This is a genomic window from Parendozoicomonas sp. 209JJ7-1 (assembly GCF_058147085.1).
On sequence record NZ_JBYVJU010000007.1, the window covers coordinates 36,369 to 50,637 of the forward strand.

21 protein-coding genes are annotated in these 14,269 nt (G+C 50.6%); 20 read left to right on the forward strand and 1 reads right to left on the reverse strand.

Annotated elements, in window-relative coordinates; genetic code table 11:
• The 20 genes from rplX (at window position 1) to ACY2RQ_RS08655 (ending at window position 13,244) form a co-directional block, all read left to right on the forward strand.
• Complete coding sequence (gene rplX, locus ACY2RQ_RS08560; protein WP_490112545.1) at window positions 1-318, forward strand: 50S ribosomal protein L24; 318 nt, start codon at window positions 1-3, stop codon at window positions 316-318.
• Between the two features lie 11 nt (window positions 319-329).
• Entirely contained in the window at window positions 330-869 is a 540-nt protein-coding gene (gene rplE, locus ACY2RQ_RS08565; RefSeq protein WP_490112546.1) for a 50S ribosomal protein L5, read from the forward strand.
• A gap of 13 nt (window positions 870-882) precedes the next feature.
• Window positions 883-1,188, forward strand: a complete 306-nt coding sequence (gene rpsN, locus ACY2RQ_RS08570) for a 30S ribosomal protein S14 (protein WP_490112547.1) — start codon at window positions 883-885, stop codon at window positions 1,186-1,188.
• A 24-nt stretch (window positions 1,189-1,212) separates the two neighbouring features.
• Window positions 1,213-1,605 (forward strand): 30S ribosomal protein S8, encoded by a 393-nt coding sequence (gene rpsH / locus ACY2RQ_RS08575; RefSeq protein ID WP_490112548.1) that lies wholly within the window; start codon window positions 1,213-1,215, stop codon window positions 1,603-1,605.
• Window positions 1,606-1,617: 12 nt separating this feature from the next.
• Window positions 1,618-2,151: a 50S ribosomal protein L6 gene (gene rplF, locus ACY2RQ_RS08580; protein WP_490112549.1), complete on the forward strand. Its 534-nt coding sequence runs from the start codon at window positions 1,618-1,620 to the stop codon at window positions 2,149-2,151.
• 25 nt (window positions 2,152-2,176) lie between these two features.
• Complete coding sequence (rplR, locus tag ACY2RQ_RS08585; protein ID WP_490112550.1) at window positions 2,177-2,527, forward strand: 50S ribosomal protein L18; 351 nt, start codon at window positions 2,177-2,179, stop codon at window positions 2,525-2,527.
• 12 nt (window positions 2,528-2,539) lie between these two features.
• The gene (gene rpsE, locus ACY2RQ_RS08590; RefSeq protein WP_490112551.1) at window positions 2,540-3,049 is read left to right on the forward strand and encodes a 30S ribosomal protein S5; all 510 of its coding nucleotides are present in this window, start codon (window positions 2,540-2,542) and stop codon (window positions 3,047-3,049) included.
• A gap of 7 nt (window positions 3,050-3,056) precedes the next feature.
• Complete coding sequence (rpmD, locus tag ACY2RQ_RS08595) at window positions 3,057-3,242, forward strand: 50S ribosomal protein L30 (protein ID WP_490112552.1); 186 nt, start codon at window positions 3,057-3,059, stop codon at window positions 3,240-3,242.
• A 1-nt stretch (window position 3,243) separates the two neighbouring features.
• Window positions 3,244-3,678 carry a 50S ribosomal protein L15 gene (gene rplO, locus ACY2RQ_RS08600; protein ID WP_490112553.1) on the forward strand — a complete coding sequence of 145 codons (435 nt, stop codon included), beginning with the start codon at window positions 3,244-3,246 and terminating at the stop codon, window positions 3,676-3,678.
• Window positions 3,679-5,004: a preprotein translocase subunit SecY gene (secY, locus tag ACY2RQ_RS08605; protein ID WP_490112554.1), complete on the forward strand. Its 1,326-nt coding sequence runs from the start codon at window positions 3,679-3,681 to the stop codon at window positions 5,002-5,004.
• A gap of 42 nt (window positions 5,005-5,046) precedes the next feature.
• Window positions 5,047-5,163: a 50S ribosomal protein L36 gene (gene rpmJ, locus ACY2RQ_RS08610; RefSeq protein ID WP_155162175.1), complete on the forward strand. Its 117-nt coding sequence runs from the start codon at window positions 5,047-5,049 to the stop codon at window positions 5,161-5,163.
• Between the two features lie 168 nt (window positions 5,164-5,331).
• Window positions 5,332-5,688 (forward strand): 30S ribosomal protein S13, encoded by a 357-nt coding sequence (gene rpsM / locus ACY2RQ_RS08615; protein ID WP_490112555.1) that lies wholly within the window; start codon window positions 5,332-5,334, stop codon window positions 5,686-5,688.
• Window positions 5,689-5,731: 43 nt separating this feature from the next.
• Window positions 5,732-6,121, forward strand: a complete 390-nt coding sequence (rpsK, locus tag ACY2RQ_RS08620) for a 30S ribosomal protein S11 (protein ID WP_087112141.1) — start codon at window positions 5,732-5,734, stop codon at window positions 6,119-6,121.
• Window positions 6,122-6,137: 16 nt separating this feature from the next.
• Window positions 6,138-6,758 carry a 30S ribosomal protein S4 gene (rpsD, locus tag ACY2RQ_RS08625; protein WP_490112556.1) on the forward strand — a complete coding sequence of 207 codons (621 nt, stop codon included), beginning with the start codon at window positions 6,138-6,140 and terminating at the stop codon, window positions 6,756-6,758.
• A gap of 30 nt (window positions 6,759-6,788) precedes the next feature.
• Window positions 6,789-7,790, forward strand: coding sequence for a DNA-directed RNA polymerase subunit alpha (locus tag ACY2RQ_RS08630; protein WP_490112557.1), 1,002 nt, complete (start codon window positions 6,789-6,791; stop codon window positions 7,788-7,790).
• 31 nt (window positions 7,791-7,821) lie between these two features.
• Complete coding sequence (gene rplQ / locus ACY2RQ_RS08635; RefSeq protein WP_490112558.1) at window positions 7,822-8,208, forward strand: 50S ribosomal protein L17; 387 nt, start codon at window positions 7,822-7,824, stop codon at window positions 8,206-8,208.
• A 742-nt stretch (window positions 8,209-8,950) separates the two neighbouring features.
• A complete protein-coding gene (locus tag ACY2RQ_RS08640; RefSeq protein ID WP_490112559.1) occupies window positions 8,951-10,231 on the forward strand; it encodes an amino acid permease in 1,281 nt (426 codons plus the stop codon).
• 109 nt (window positions 10,232-10,340) lie between these two features.
• Window positions 10,341-11,501, forward strand: coding sequence for a pyridoxal-phosphate-dependent aminotransferase family protein (locus ACY2RQ_RS08645; protein WP_490112560.1), 1,161 nt, complete (start codon window positions 10,341-10,343; stop codon window positions 11,499-11,501).
• A 323-nt stretch (window positions 11,502-11,824) separates the two neighbouring features.
• A complete protein-coding gene (locus ACY2RQ_RS08650) occupies window positions 11,825-12,718 on the forward strand; it encodes a DMT family transporter (RefSeq protein ID WP_490112561.1) in 894 nt (297 codons plus the stop codon).
• Window positions 12,719-13,097: 379 nt separating this feature from the next.
• Window positions 13,098-13,244: a hypothetical protein gene (locus ACY2RQ_RS08655; RefSeq protein WP_490112562.1), complete on the forward strand. Its 147-nt coding sequence runs from the start codon at window positions 13,098-13,100 to the stop codon at window positions 13,242-13,244.
• Between the two features lie 163 nt (window positions 13,245-13,407).
• Here the strand turns inward: ACY2RQ_RS08655 and ACY2RQ_RS08660 are convergent, their stop codons facing one another.
• A complete protein-coding gene (locus ACY2RQ_RS08660) occupies window positions 13,408-14,268 on the reverse strand; it encodes a hypothetical protein (protein ID WP_490112563.1) in 861 nt (286 codons plus the stop codon).
• Between the last annotated feature and the right edge of the window lies 1 nt (window position 14,269).

The window sequence follows — 14,269 nt, forward strand, 5'->3', positions numbered from 1 at the left end:
GTGAAAAAGATTCGTCGTGACGATGAAATCGTAGTCATTGCTGGCCGTGATAAAGGCAAGCGCGGAAAGGTTCTGTCTGTTAATTCCGATGGTCGCATCCTGGTTCAGGGCGTGAACATGGTGAAGAAACACCAGAAGCCTAACCCGATGCTGGGTCAGCCTGGCGGTATCGTTGAAAAAGAAGCCCCCATTCAGGCTTCCAACGTTGCCATCTGGAACTCGGAAGCTGGTAAGGCTGACCGTGTTGGTTTTTCCTTCACTGAAGAAGGTAAAAAGCAGCGCGTGTTCAAGTCCTCCGGCAACCCTGTTGATGCGTAAGGGGCTGGCAAATGGCTGAACTGAAGAAAAAGTTTCGTGAAGAACTTGTACCTGCTCTGCAAAAAGAGCTGGGCCTCAAGAACGTTAACGAAGTACCGCGCATCACCAAAATCACCCTGAATATGGGTGTTGGTGAAGCGATCGGCGACAAGAAGGTTATCGAACACGCTCTGGGCGACATGCAGAAAATTGCTGGCCAGAAGCCTGTGGTAACCCACGCTCGCAAATCCGTTGCCGGCTTTAAAGTCCGTGAAGGATGGCCGATCGGCGTTAAGGTGACTCTGCGTGATGAACGCATGTACGAGTTCCTGCAGCGTCTGGTTGACATAGCTCTGCCCCGTGTGCGTGACTTCCGCGGTGTGAGCGCCAAGTCCTTTGACGGTCGTGGCAACTACAGCATGGGTGTGAAAGAACAGATTATGTTCCCCGAGATCGATTACGACAAGATTGATACTCTGCGCGGTCTGGACATCACCTTTACTACGACCGCCAAGTCTGATGACGAAGGTCGTGCGCTTCTGAAAGCGTTTAACTTCCCTTTCCGTAACTGAGGTAACGAGGTATATGGCTAAGGAATCCATGAAGCAGCGCGAACTGAAGCGACAGAAGACTGTTGCAAAGTTTTCTCAGAAGCGCGCTGAACTGAAAGCTATTATCAACAACCCCGCCAGCTCTGACGAAGAGCGTTGGGACGCACAGGTTGCTCTTCAGAAGCAGCCCCGTGACGCCTCCAAAGCCCGTCTGCGCAACCGCTGCCGCATCACTGGCCGTCCTCATGCATACCTGCGTAAGTTCGGTCTGAGCCGCATCAAGCTGCGTGAAGCCGCCATGCGTGGTGATGTTCCCGGCCTGACTAAGGCCAGCTGGTAGGTCGTTGACTAGGAGAGTGCAACTATGAGTATGCAGGACCCGTTAGCAGATATGCTAACTCGCATCCGTAATGCCCAGATGGCAGAACACGCTTCTGTCGTTATGCCTGCTTCAAAAATTAAGGCTTCTGTTGCCGAAGTTCTGAAGAATGAAGGCTACATCACCAGCTACAAGGTAGACGGTGAAGTGAAGGCTCAATTGACTGTTGAGCTGAAGTACTACGAAGGTAAGCCCGTTATTGAAGAGATCAAGCGCGTAAGTCGTCCTGGTCTGCGTAACTACGCAGCTTCCGCTGACCTGCCCAAGGTTAACGGTGGTCTGGGTATCGCCATTGTTTCCACCAGTAAGGGCGTGATGACTGATCGCGCCGCCCGTGCCCAGGGTGTTGGTGGTGAAGTTATCTGCACCGTATTTTAAGGGAGGATCGGAATGTCTCGTGTCGCGAAGACCCCGGTTGAACTACCTTCCGGTGTAGAAGTAAAACTGTCTGTCGGCCACATTGCTATCAAAGGTAGTAAAGGCCAGCTGCAGATGAATGTTCATCAGGCTGTAGAAATCAAGCAGGACGACAAAATCCTGACTTTTGAAGCCCGTGATGGCAGCAAACAGTCCCGTGCCATGTCCGGCACCATCCGCGCGCTGGTCAGCAACATGGTTACCGGCGTACACGCTGGCTTCGAAAAGAAGCTGCAGCTGGTAGGTGTTGGTTATCGTGCTCAGGTTAAGGGCAAGACCCTGAACCTGTCCCTGGGTTTCTCTCATCCGGTAGAGTACGCTCTGCCTGAGGGTGTGACTGCTGAAACTCCGAGTCAGACTGAAGTTCTGATCAAGGGTATCGACAAGCAGCTCGTTGGCCAGGTTGCCGCTGAAATCCGTGACTTCCGTCGTCCGGAGCCTTACAAAGGTAAGGGTGTCCGTTACGCCGATGAAATGGTTCGCCGCAAGGAAGCCAAGAAGAAGTAACGGTTAGGTAAATAAGGGTAAGATTATGAGCGAAAAGAAAGTAGCCCGTTTGCGCCGTGCCAAGCGCTCTCGGATGAAAATGCGTGAACTTCGCGTTGCCCGCCTGACCGTGCACCGCACTCCCCGTCACATCTACGCACAGGTGATCGACGCGGAAGGCGGCAAGGTTCTGGCAGCGGCTTCTACTGTTGAAAAAGATCTGCGTGGCGATGCCACCGGTAATGTGGATGCGGCCAAGAAGGTTGGTACTCTGGTTGCAGAGCGCGCCAAGGCAGCTGGTATTGCCAAGGTGGCCTTTGACCGCTCCGGATTCAAGTATCACGGTCGTGTAAAGGCTCTCGCCGACGCAGCCCGTGAAAACGGACTGGAATTCTAAGGGGTGGGAGCTATGGCGAAAGAAGATCGCAAAGATAAGGCTAACGACGAAGGTCTGATCGAAAAACTGGTTCAGGTGAATCGTGTAGCCAAAGTAGTTAAGGGTGGCCGTATCTTCGGTTTCACAGCCCTGACTGTTGTTGGAGATGGCAAGGGTAAGGTTGGCTTCGGTCGTGGCAAGGCGCGTGAAGTGCCTGTTGCTATCCAGAAGGCTATGGAAGCTGCCCGTCGCAACATGATCCAGGTAGACCTGAATGGCACCACTATTCAGTACCCGGTGAAGGCAGCCCACGGCGCGTCCAAGATTTACATGCAGCCTGCTTCCGAAGGTACTGGTGTCATCGCCGGTGGCGCAATGCGTGCCGTCCTGGAAGTTGCTGGTGTTCAGAACGTACTGGCCAAGTGCTACGGTTCTACCAACCCGGTAAACGTTGTTCGTGCTACCTTCAACGGACTGAAGGGCGTTCGCGCTCCTGAAGACGTTGCAGCCAAGCGCGGCAAGACTGTCGAAGAGATCCTGTGAGGTTCACATGGCAGATAAGAAGATCAAAGTAACACTCGTTAAGAGTGCTAACGGTCGACTGAAAAGCCACAAGGCCTGCGTTCAGGGTCTCGGCCTGCGTCGAATCGGTCACACCGTAGAAGTGGAAGATACTCCTTCCATTCGCGGTATGGTGAACAAGGTTAACTACCTCGTTCGCGTCGAAGGAGAGTAATATGAAACTCAATACTCTGTCTCCGGCCGAAGGTAGCCACAAAAGTGGTAAGCGTGTCGGTCGTGGTATCGGTAGCGGTATCGGTAAGACCGGTGGTCGCGGCCACAAAGGTCAGAAATCCCGTTCTGGCGGTAGTGTAAAGCCGGGTTTTGAAGGCGGGCAGCAGCCTCTGCAGCGTCGTCTTCCCAAATACGGCTTTACTTCCCGTCTGGCTCGTATAACTGCAGAAATCCGTCTGGCTGAACTGGCTAAGGTGGAAGCTGACGTTATCGATCTGGAAGCCCTGCGTGCCGCAGACCTGATCAACAACAGCATCAAGCGTGCGAAGGTTGTTCTGTCTGGCGAGCTGAGCAAGGCAGTCACCATCAAGGGACTGGCGGTCACGAAAGGTGCCCGTGCCGCTATTGAAGCAGCTGGTGGTAAAATCGAGGACTAAATGGCTAAGACATTACCTGTAGGAAATCAGAACGGCCTGAGCGAGCTCTGGTCTCGTGTACGGTTTGTCTTCCTTGCCATCCTGGTATACCGGGTCGGGGCACATATTCCCGTTCCCGGTATCAACCCGGATCGACTGGCACAGTTGTTCAGTCAGAACGAAGGGACCATCTTAGGTCTCTTCAATATGTTCTCCGGCGGCGCGCTGGAGCGTATGTCTGTACTGGCTCTGGGTATCATGCCGTACATCTCTGCATCTATTATCATGCAGCTGATGACGGTGGTGAGTCCTCAGCTTGAACAGCTGAAAAAGGAAGGAGAGAGCGGACGGCGCAAGATCAGCCAATACACCCGCTACGGCACAGTGATCCTGGCCCTGATTCAGGGTACCGGTATGACTGTAGGCCTGGCGAACCAGGGTGTGGCGTTCAGCGCTGATCTCAGCTTTTACTTCGTGGCCATCGCAACATTTGTGACAGGTGCCGTGTTCATGATGTGGCTCGGCGAACAGGTCACGGAGAGAGGTATTGGTAATGGTATCTCGATTCTGATTTTCGCAGGTATTGTCGCAGGATTGCCCGGTGCTATCGTGCAGTCCTTCGAGTCGGCCCGTCAGGGGGACGTGAATATCCTGGCACTGTTGGTGGTAGCCGTACTCGCGGTTGCCGTTATCGCTGGTGTAGTATTTGTGGAGCGCGGACAACGGCGCATTACAGTGAATTACGCCAAGCGTCAGCAGGGTCGAAAAGTATTTGCGGCCCAGAGCAGTCATCTACCACTGAAGGTGAATATGGCAGGGGTTATCCCGGCGATTTTCGCTTCCAGTATTCTGCTGTTTCCTGCTTCCATCGCTCAATGGTTTGGGCAGGGTGAAGGCTGGGACTGGCTGCAGGATGTTGCTTTGGCCCTTGGTCCCGGCCAACCGCTGAATATAGTACTATTCACGTTTGGTATTATATTTTTCTGCTTCTTCTACACTGCACTGGTCTTCAATCCGAAGGACGTTGCAGATAATCTGAAGAAGTCGGGAGCCTTTATTCCCGGTATTCGCCCGGGTGAGCACACAGCCCGCTACATTGATAGCGTACTGACCAAGCTTACTCTGGTTGGTGCCGTCTACATGACAGCAGTCTGCCTCCTGCCCCAGTTCCTGGTGGTATGGGCAAACGTGCCCTTCTATCTGGGGGGTACGTCCCTGCTGATCGTTGTGGTGGTTGTCATGGATACCATGGCTCAGATTCAGTCTCATCTGATGTCTAATCAGTATGAGTCTCTGATGAAGAAAGCTAATCTTAAGGGTTACGGTTCTAACGGCCTGGTTCGTTGAACAGGCACTGTAACCGTAACTCTGCCGATAGTGGAGAGAACAATGAAAGTTCGTGCCTCTGTAAAGAAGATCTGCCGCGATTGCAAGATCATCAAACGTAAGGGTGCTGTTCGCGTAATTTGCAGCAAAGAGCCCCGTCATAAGCAGCGTCAGGGCTAATCGCTCGGGTTTTACCCTTGTTGTCGGCTGACCGCTTGGCAGGCTTGTGATAATAACAGGTAAGCCGGGCGGTTGATTTGTGGGAGGTAAGCATATATTATGCAGCCCCTTTTCGACTTGGGTTTAACCTTCGCGTTGCAATTAGGCGAAACTCACGGAGACGATTGAATGGCCCGTATTGCTGGCGTCAATATCCCGGATAACAAACATACTGTTATCTCCCTGACCTACATCTATGGTGTTGGTCAGCACACTGCTCAGAGAATCTGTGCAAGCACCGGCGTAAGCCCTGCTGCCAAGATTTCTGATCTGAGCGATGATGAGATCGAGAAGCTGCGTACTGCGGTTGGTGAATTCACCACCGAAGGTGACCTGCGTCGCGAGCTCAGCATGAATATCAAGCGTCTGATGGATCTGGGCTGCTATCGCGGTCTGCGTCATCGTCGCAATCTACCGGTTCGTGGCCAGCGCACTAAGACTAATGCGCGTACCCGCAAGGGTCCACGTAAACCGATTCGTAAGTAACAACTGGTTCTTCCAGTCGTCTTGATACAGGAACAATTCTGATATGGCAAAGCCAGGTATTCGTTCACGTAAAAAGGTGAAGAAGACAGTTGTGGACGGTGTTGCACACATCCACGCTTCCTTCAATAACACCATCGTGACTATTACCGACCGCCAGGGCAACACGCTTTCCTGGGCCACCGCTGGTGGTTCCGGTTTTCGTGGCTCTCGCAAATCCACTCCGTTCGCTGCACAGGTAGCTGCGGAGCGTGCGGGAAATGCAGCCGCTGAGTACGGTCTGAAGAATCTTGACGTTTGTGTAAAAGGCCCCGGCCCCGGCCGTGAGTCTGCTGTTCGCGCACTGAACGCCTGCGGATACAAGATCACTAACATCACTGATGTTACCCCGATCCCGCATAACGGCTGTCGTCCGCCTAAAAAGCGTCGCGTGTAATAGGAGATAGGGTCAAATGGCAAGATATATCGGTCCCAAGTGCAAACTGTCTCGTCGTGAAGGCACCGACCTCTTTCTGAAGAGCGGTGTTCGTCCCCACGAGTCAAAGTGTCGCGCTGAGGTAATTCCCGGCCAGCACGGCCAGCGTCGTGGTCGTCTTTCCGACTACGGTGTCCAGCTGCGTGAAAAGCAAAAAGTTCGTCGTCTTTACGGCATACTGGAAAAGCAATTCCGCAGCTATTACAAAGAAGCTGATCGTCTGAAGGGCGCAACCGGCGTAAACCTGTTGCAACTTCTGGAAGGTCGCCTTGATAATGTAGTTTATCGTATGGGTTTTGGCTCCACTCGTGCAGAAGCACGTCAGCTGGTTAGCCACAAAGCCATTCTGATAAACGGAAAGAGTGTCAACATTCCGTCCTACCAGGTCAAGCCTGGTGATGTTGTCGCGGTCCGTGAAAAGGCTCAGAAACAGTTGCGCATTGGCGCAGCACTGGAACTGGCCGCCCAGCGTGGTTTTTCCATCTGGGTTGAAGTTGATGCCAAAAAGAAAGAAGGTACTTTCAAGGCACAACCGGAGCGGAGTGATCTGTCAGCCGACATCAATGAGAATCTGATTGTCGAGCTGTACTCCAAGTAAGGGATAGATAACTAGGTGGGGTGTTCATCCATGCAGAACTCGGCTACTGAATTTTTGACTCCTCGTCACATCGACGTTGAGGAACACAGCCCGACGCGTGCCAAAATCACGCTAGAACCGCTCGAGCGCGGTTTCGGCCATACGCTGGGAAATGCGCTACGTCGTATTTTGCTGTCCTCAATGCCTGGATGTGCCGTTGTCGAGGCCGAGATCGACGGCGTGCAGCATGAGTACAGCACAGTGGAAGGAGTTCAGGAAGATGTCATTGACATCCTGCTGAACCTCAAAGGTCTCGCGATCCGTATGACCGGACGTGACGAAGCAACTCTGACTCTGTCCCATAAAGGGGCGGGTGTCGTGACTGCTGGTGACATCCAGCTGGATCACGATGTTGAGATCCTTAACTCCGACCACGTGATTGCTCACGTGAGCGAAAAGGGCGATCTGAACATGAAACTGCTGGTTCGTCGTGGTCGTGGTTATGAGACTGCTGATCAGCGTCGCTCCGATGAAGACGAAAGTCGTTCCATCGGTCGCCTGCAGCTGGATTCCACCTATAGCCCGGTGCACAGGGTTTCCTATGTTGTAGAACGTGCGCGTGTAGAACAGCGTACCGACCTCGACAAACTGGTTCTGGATCTTGAGACCAATGGTACTCTGGATCCTGATGAAGCCATCCGTCGCGCTGCTACTATTCTGCAGCAGCAACTGGCTGTATTCGTAGACCTGGAAGGTGATGCAGAGCCCGAACCGGAGCAGAAGGAAGATGAAGTTGATCCTATTCTGCTGCGTCCTGTAGATGATCTGGAGCTGACTGTACGTAGCGCCAACTGTCTGAAGGCAGAGAACATCTACTACATCGGTGATCTGATTCAGCGTACTGAAGTTGAGTTGCTGAAGACCCCGAACCTGGGCAAAAAGTCCCTTACCGAGATCAAAGATGTTCTCGCTTCCCGTGGTCTGAGTCTGGGCATGCGCCTCGACAACTGGCCGCCGGCTAGCCTGAAGTCCGACGACAAGGTTTCAGCTTAAACCACCAGGTTACTGGTAAGGATCAAGAATCATGCGTCATCGTAAGAGTGGACGTAAACTCAACAGGAACAGTTCTCATCGCCAGGCGATGTTCAAGAACATGACTGCTTCCCTGGTTGAGCACGAAGTGATCAAGACTACTCTGCCCAAGGCCAAAGAACTGCGCCGCGTAGCAGAACCTCTGATCACTTTGGCTAAGGAAGATTCCGTAGCCAACCGCCGTCTGGCATTTGACCGTCTGCGTAACAAAACTACCGTTGGTAAGCTGTTCACAGATTTGGGCCCTCGCTATAAAGAGCGCCCTGGCGGTTACATCCGTATCTTGAAGTGTGGCTATCGTCAAGGCGATGCTGCACCTATGGCATACGTAGAGCTGGTTGATCGTCCCGTTGCAGTGGAAGCTGCTGACGAGGAATAAGATCTTCAGAGCATAAAAAAGCCGGGCCTCAGCCCGGTTTTTTTATGCTTCTTACTCTATCAAGGTGCGCAAGCTGTCTCGCCAGATCTTGAGTGACCGGTCAATACAAGATCAGGGTATTCTGCAGACAGTTGCTTCCATAGTTCATCGTTCTCCTTTAACTCTTGATCTGCACTTCTTCCTGATATGACATTCTTTTATCAATAATGATGTTAAGGTCGCTATCTACAGCAACCTTAAAATTAGCTGCTAATGCGCCGCGTGCAGTTTCCAATACACAATTACCATCAAAACATCCACTGATAACAACATCATCAATAATGCCTGTGGATCTTAAATGTGACGATAAAAACCCGGTAATTTGATGCTCGGTGGGCCAAAGTTATCTGCAAAGATAGACGAAAAATAAAAGTAGCTACATCACTATAAACATCTGAAAGTGAGGGTCAGAGGGACAACCACACTATTGAATGGCAAGAAGTGTGTAATTTGCTAATACTTCTTCTGCCGCAGATGCCTTGCTGCATCACATCACTTATTTCAAATAAAAAGGGCAGAAACCATACTGATGATTTTGCCCTTTACTTTCAATACAGAGCCCAAAGACAGGGTGTGATCAAAGAACAGGTCGGCTCATCATTGTTATCAGTCGGTGATTAACAGAATGGTTAGGTTATTTGTGCAATTACTTTCGCCCAATTCCATCTATAGTTCTGAGACCTTATAAAAAGGAGGGGCCGGTTTGGAAGAAGAGACGACTCTGAAACAGACAGGCAGCAAACGTAGAGTCAGCACGTTTTCCCGATACGAAATGGCCTGGGTTATGACGCTCACCGGAACCGGGCTGGGGGCGGGAGTATTGTTTCTTCCCTTCGCTATAGGCACGGCGGGGATTCTGCCGGTGATATGTCTTACGGTTTTCTCTGTTCCCCTTGTTGTTTACAGTCACAGGAACCTGTCCAGAATCTGTTTGAACCCGGAGCTGCCAACAGCGGATATTAACGGTGTAATCAAGCATGCCTTCCCTGGGCGAGCGTCCACTTTCCTACTTTGGGTCACGTTGCTTGCGGTTTTGCCGACGCTTCTGGTCTATTCCATTGGTATAACAAACATCACTTCAAGTTTTATTGAAAACCAGTTAAATGGGCCTGTACCTCCAATGTGGCTGGTATCCGGAGTGTTGATTGCTGCCATGGTGATGGTTCTTACAGGTGGAGAGAAATGGCTGCTACGGGTATCAAGCAGTATGGTGACACCCCTGGCGTTTATTATGCTGTGCTTTGCGGCTTATCTTATCCCCTATTGGGAAATGGACTTTCTCCTTTATCAGCCAACAGCCAGGGAATTCTGGAAAGTGTTCCTGCTTGGCATTCCGATAATGGCTTTCTCTTTTTATCATGCGCCTATGTGTTCTGTGATGGCACAAGCGTACAGAGAGAGGATGCATGATTCGGATGCCCAGAGACGAACTGTAGATAATATTCATCTCGCCAGCACACTGCTGCTTTTTGTAGTGATGCTGTTCTTTGTTATCTCTTGTCTACTGAGTCTGCCAAGGGAAGAACTCCTTGCGGCCAGCCATGCCAATCTTCCGATTTTATCGTTACTGGCGAACAGGTCGGGTAATCCGTGGTTTTATTTTATAGCCCCGGCTATTGCCTTCTTATCCATTTCAACTTCGTTCTTTGGTTTCTTTCTGGGGGCCGTAGAATTAAGCAATGGCATGTTGAGAAGCGCTATACAGTCATTAACAAAAAGAACTGTTACACCTTCTTCGATAAAGAGAATAAGTCTTTTAGGGGTTTCAATTGTTTGCTGGATCGCGGCAGTTAATAACTGGGATATATTAAGTGTTATTGCCGGGCTGGTAGCCCCTATGATGGCGATTGTCGTTTTCTTTATGCCGGTAGTTATTATCAGAAAACTGCCCTCACTTTCCTTTCTAAGGAGCAGTTTTCACGATCTTTATGTTTTGATTGGTGGTGTGCTTGTTATTACCGGGTTCTTTGTGTCTCTCATTTGAATATCAAGAGCACCTGAACAGAGCAGACAAGGAACTGGAATGAGAGTCATTGGCCCAATGGCTGTGGTACTATTCCACCGCCAAAAAACAGAATTAAAGCAGGGCTGCCATGAGTATTCAATCTTTTCATCCTCCCCGCCGTACCCTGATGGGTCCCGGACCTTCTGACGTTTATCCCCGGGTGACAGAAGCTCTCTCCCGTCCGACCATTGGTCACCTTGACCCTGAGTTTGTCCGCATGATGGATGAAGTAAAAGAGCTTCTCCAGTATGCCTTCCGTACCAAGAACGCCCTGACGTTACCCGTGTCTGCCCCGGGCTCTGCGGGCATGGAAACCTGTTTCGCCAACCTGGTTGAGCCGGGGGACAAGGTTGTTGTCTGCATTAACGGTGTGTTCGGTATGCGGATGAAAGAGAATATTGAACGCTGTGGCGGCGAAGCTGTTGTTGTTCAGGGTGAGTGGGGCCGCGGGGTTGATCCTGCCGCTGTTGAAGAAACCCTGAAGGCAAACCCTGATACTGCGATTCTGGCCTTTGTTCACGCGGAAACCTCTACCGGCGCCCGCAGTGATGCCAAAACGCTATGCGAGCTGGCCCGCAAGTATGACAGCCTGACAATCGTTGATTCTGTAACCTCTCTGGGTGGCAGTGAGCTGGAAGTGGATGCCTGGGGCATTGATGCGATTTACTCCGGTACCCAGAAGTGTCTCTCCTGTGTGCCCGGACTGTCTCCCGTCAGCTTTAACCAGAAGGCTGTGGAGAAAATTCAGAATCGCAAGACCAAGGTACAGAGCTGGTTCCTCGATCTGAATCTGGTAATGGGATACTGGGGCAAGGGTAGCAAGCGTGCTTATCACCACACCGCTCCGGTAAATGCTCTCTATGCTCTCCACGAATCCCTGGTGATTCTGAAGGAAGAAGGTATTGAGAATTCCTGGGTTCGCCACAAGCTGCACCACGATGCGTTGGTGGCCGGTCTGGAAGCTATGGGCATGAGTATGGTTGTTCCCGCTGATGAGCGCCTGTCCCAGCTGAACTTGGTCACCGTACCGGAAGGTGTTGATGAAGCCGCTATACGTGCTCAGCTTCTGTCTGACTACAACCTGGAAATTGGAGCCGGCCTTGGTGACTTCGCCGGTAAGGTATGGCGTATCGGCCTGATGGGCTGCTCTGCCACCAAGACCAATGTGCTGTTCTGCCTGGGAGCATTGGAAACTGTACTGGGCAAAACCGGTGCGACTGAAGCTGCCATGGGTGTATATAACGCCTAAAGTGAGTGCACGCTCAAGTAAGCGACGGCTGTGTACACAGCCGCCGTTTTTTGTTTAAAATCCTCGCCCTGAAAAATAATAGAAATCACCCATTCGCTCTCAAAGGTTCCAGTTACAGGTATGTAATGGAGCCATACCCTGAAGGTATAGTCTGTGCCTGTAAATGCTTTGGACTATACAAATATGTTCGGACTTTATGGCCGCCTGATTATAAAAATGCAGGTGAGAAGGGTCGCCCTGTTACAAAATCAATTGAACAGGTGAGATTTTTATATCCGCAAAGATTCTGCACGCGTTTTGGATTTATTTGTAGTAAGAGACAGATGTTTAAAAAGTATGTTTTTTTGATGGCCATTGGTTTGATCTGGGGCTCGCAGTTCCTGTTCCAGCAGAAGGCTGTTGCTGATCTTCCGGCTGTCTGGGTGGGAGCTGGCCGGGCTACTGTTGGAGCATTGACGCTGCTCTTTCTGGCCAGGGCTTTTGGTATTAAAGGCTCTTTCCGCCGTTTTGGTACTTACAGTTTTATTGGGTTTCTGGAAGCGACCATTCCTTTTGTCTGTGTAGCCTGGGGCCAGCAATATCTGGATACTGCGGTTGTTGCGATTCTGATGGGTACCATTCCTTTCTTCACTATCATGCTCTCTCCGCTGATTATGAAAGAAAGTCGGATCAGTATGGCAGGTGTATTAAGTGTGTTGACCGGTTTTGCGGGACTGCTGGTGTTGTTTTATCCCCAGCTCAGCACCAGTGAGATGAGTAATGGGCTTATGGGGGCGCTGGCTATTATCTTTGCGTCTGCCTGTTTTGGTGTGGCTCTGCTGCTGTTGAAGAAGGTTGATGATGAGCATCCGATCCTGGTTGCCCGTAATGTTCTGGGGGCTGCTTCGTTACAGCTTCTGGTGATAGCAAGCATTTACCATGCTCCGACAACCCTGGATATTTCCATGGGTGGTGCTGTTTCTATTCTCTACCTGGGCGTAATGTGCGCAGGTGTCGTGTACTTCCTGTATATGGCGCTGATTGCCATGGCTGGGCCGGTATTTACCTCTCTGACCAATTATCTGGTTCCGTTAATTGGTGTGTTCCTTGGGGCGACGGTCAACAGTGAAACACTGCCGACTACAACCTGGACGGCGCTGGTAGTTATTGTGGTGGCTTTGGTTATTAACCAGTTGTTTGATAAAAAGTCTGATGGTGTGTCTGGTGCTACTGTATAAAGACGAATAACTCAGGAACTAAATGTATGGTCCGCCCAGGGGCTGTTCTGCGTTAATGTATGTGGGCCTTCTTTGGAAGGCGCCACATATCCTGTTTCCCTGAACTGGGCCGCATGTTTAATTCAGAGTTCTGTCAAGGGTTCCTCCCGTTATGTCAAAAATTACTTACACTCACGCGCATATTGCTTATGGAAGAATAATAATCACCACCTACGCTTAAGATGCGGACTTTTCAGGTAAGTCTGTGGTTCCTTAAGCTGTTATTGGGGAGTAAACATGGTTAAACGCAAAAACAGGAAAATAACTGTTGTCAGCTATTATCAGGGCTTTCCGTAGCATGAATATCCGGGCTAGGGAATGTTAATGAAGGAGTATGAGCATGAAACGGTTTGATCAGAATAAGCAGAGGAAAGAATTCCTTCTGTCTGCAATTGCTAAGGCTTCAGAGAAAGAGATTGTGGTGGATTATGCTGGTAAGGCTCACCATAGTATCAATACTCGGGAGCAGGCACGCCTAACTCTGTAACGTAATGTTGAACAAGAGGTATGGCCAGAAAATCACATATCACATGTAGCGGGTATAAACCGCTTTCCACAAGTGGCTTTTGAAAGGCCTGTAAGTCAGCGCTTCTCCTGAGTGGTTTTGATGTAATAATTTGGGGGTGTTGGCTTTGTAGTGTTAGGCCGCATTATCCTGAATAGAGAATATCTGTATAGCCCCTGACATGGGGGTGAGGGTCGTGTTGAGACTCGTTAAACCAGTGCTCTTTCATGTCAGGATGGTGGCGGAACAGTGTATGCCAGGCGGCAGCTCGTACCCGCATAAATGGGTGGGTGCGGGCAATACTCTCGATCACCTCAAGGCTGTTTTCTCCCCCCAGAAGGCAGCCGATTTGCAGGCTGGCATCATCCTGATGCACAGGAATGGAATGGCCTGAGATTACGTGCCGATCCATATCAAAGGAACATTCAACCAGCTCTTTTTGATTACGACGGCGGATCAGGTTAAGGGATACGGAAAGGGACGTAGGTGAATACTGTATGTGCATATCCCGACCCGCGATATAACGCATAACCTTACCGGGGAAAAGTTGGCTTTTTTCCAGATGAGTCAGCTCCACCTCCTCGCCTATCAGACCACGATAATTTTGGTAGGCATAGTCATAGATATCCGTAGAATAACCTCCTCCGGAGTAGCCACAGGTTATAAAACCGACGTCGTGGTTATGGGCGTAGTTGTAGAGCAGCTGGTTCTGGCCTTCTGTGTGAGTTTTCTGTACCGGCCAGATAACAAAACGGAAAATATATTTGTCTGCAATGCGAGGCATAAAAACCGGTGGCAGGAAACTGTGGGCCGGCTCTGAAAGAGTTTTTTTCAGGAATGAACAGATATAACCGGAAACGAGGGTCTGGTTATTGGACAGTTGCTGCAGGAATGGAACTATTTCTTCCAGCTCGTCATCATCGGCCAGAGAGGCGTTGTTACAGAGGGTGAAAAACTCCTCAAGGGACAGGGACGATTGCTCCTGAAGTTGATAATTGAAAGCCATA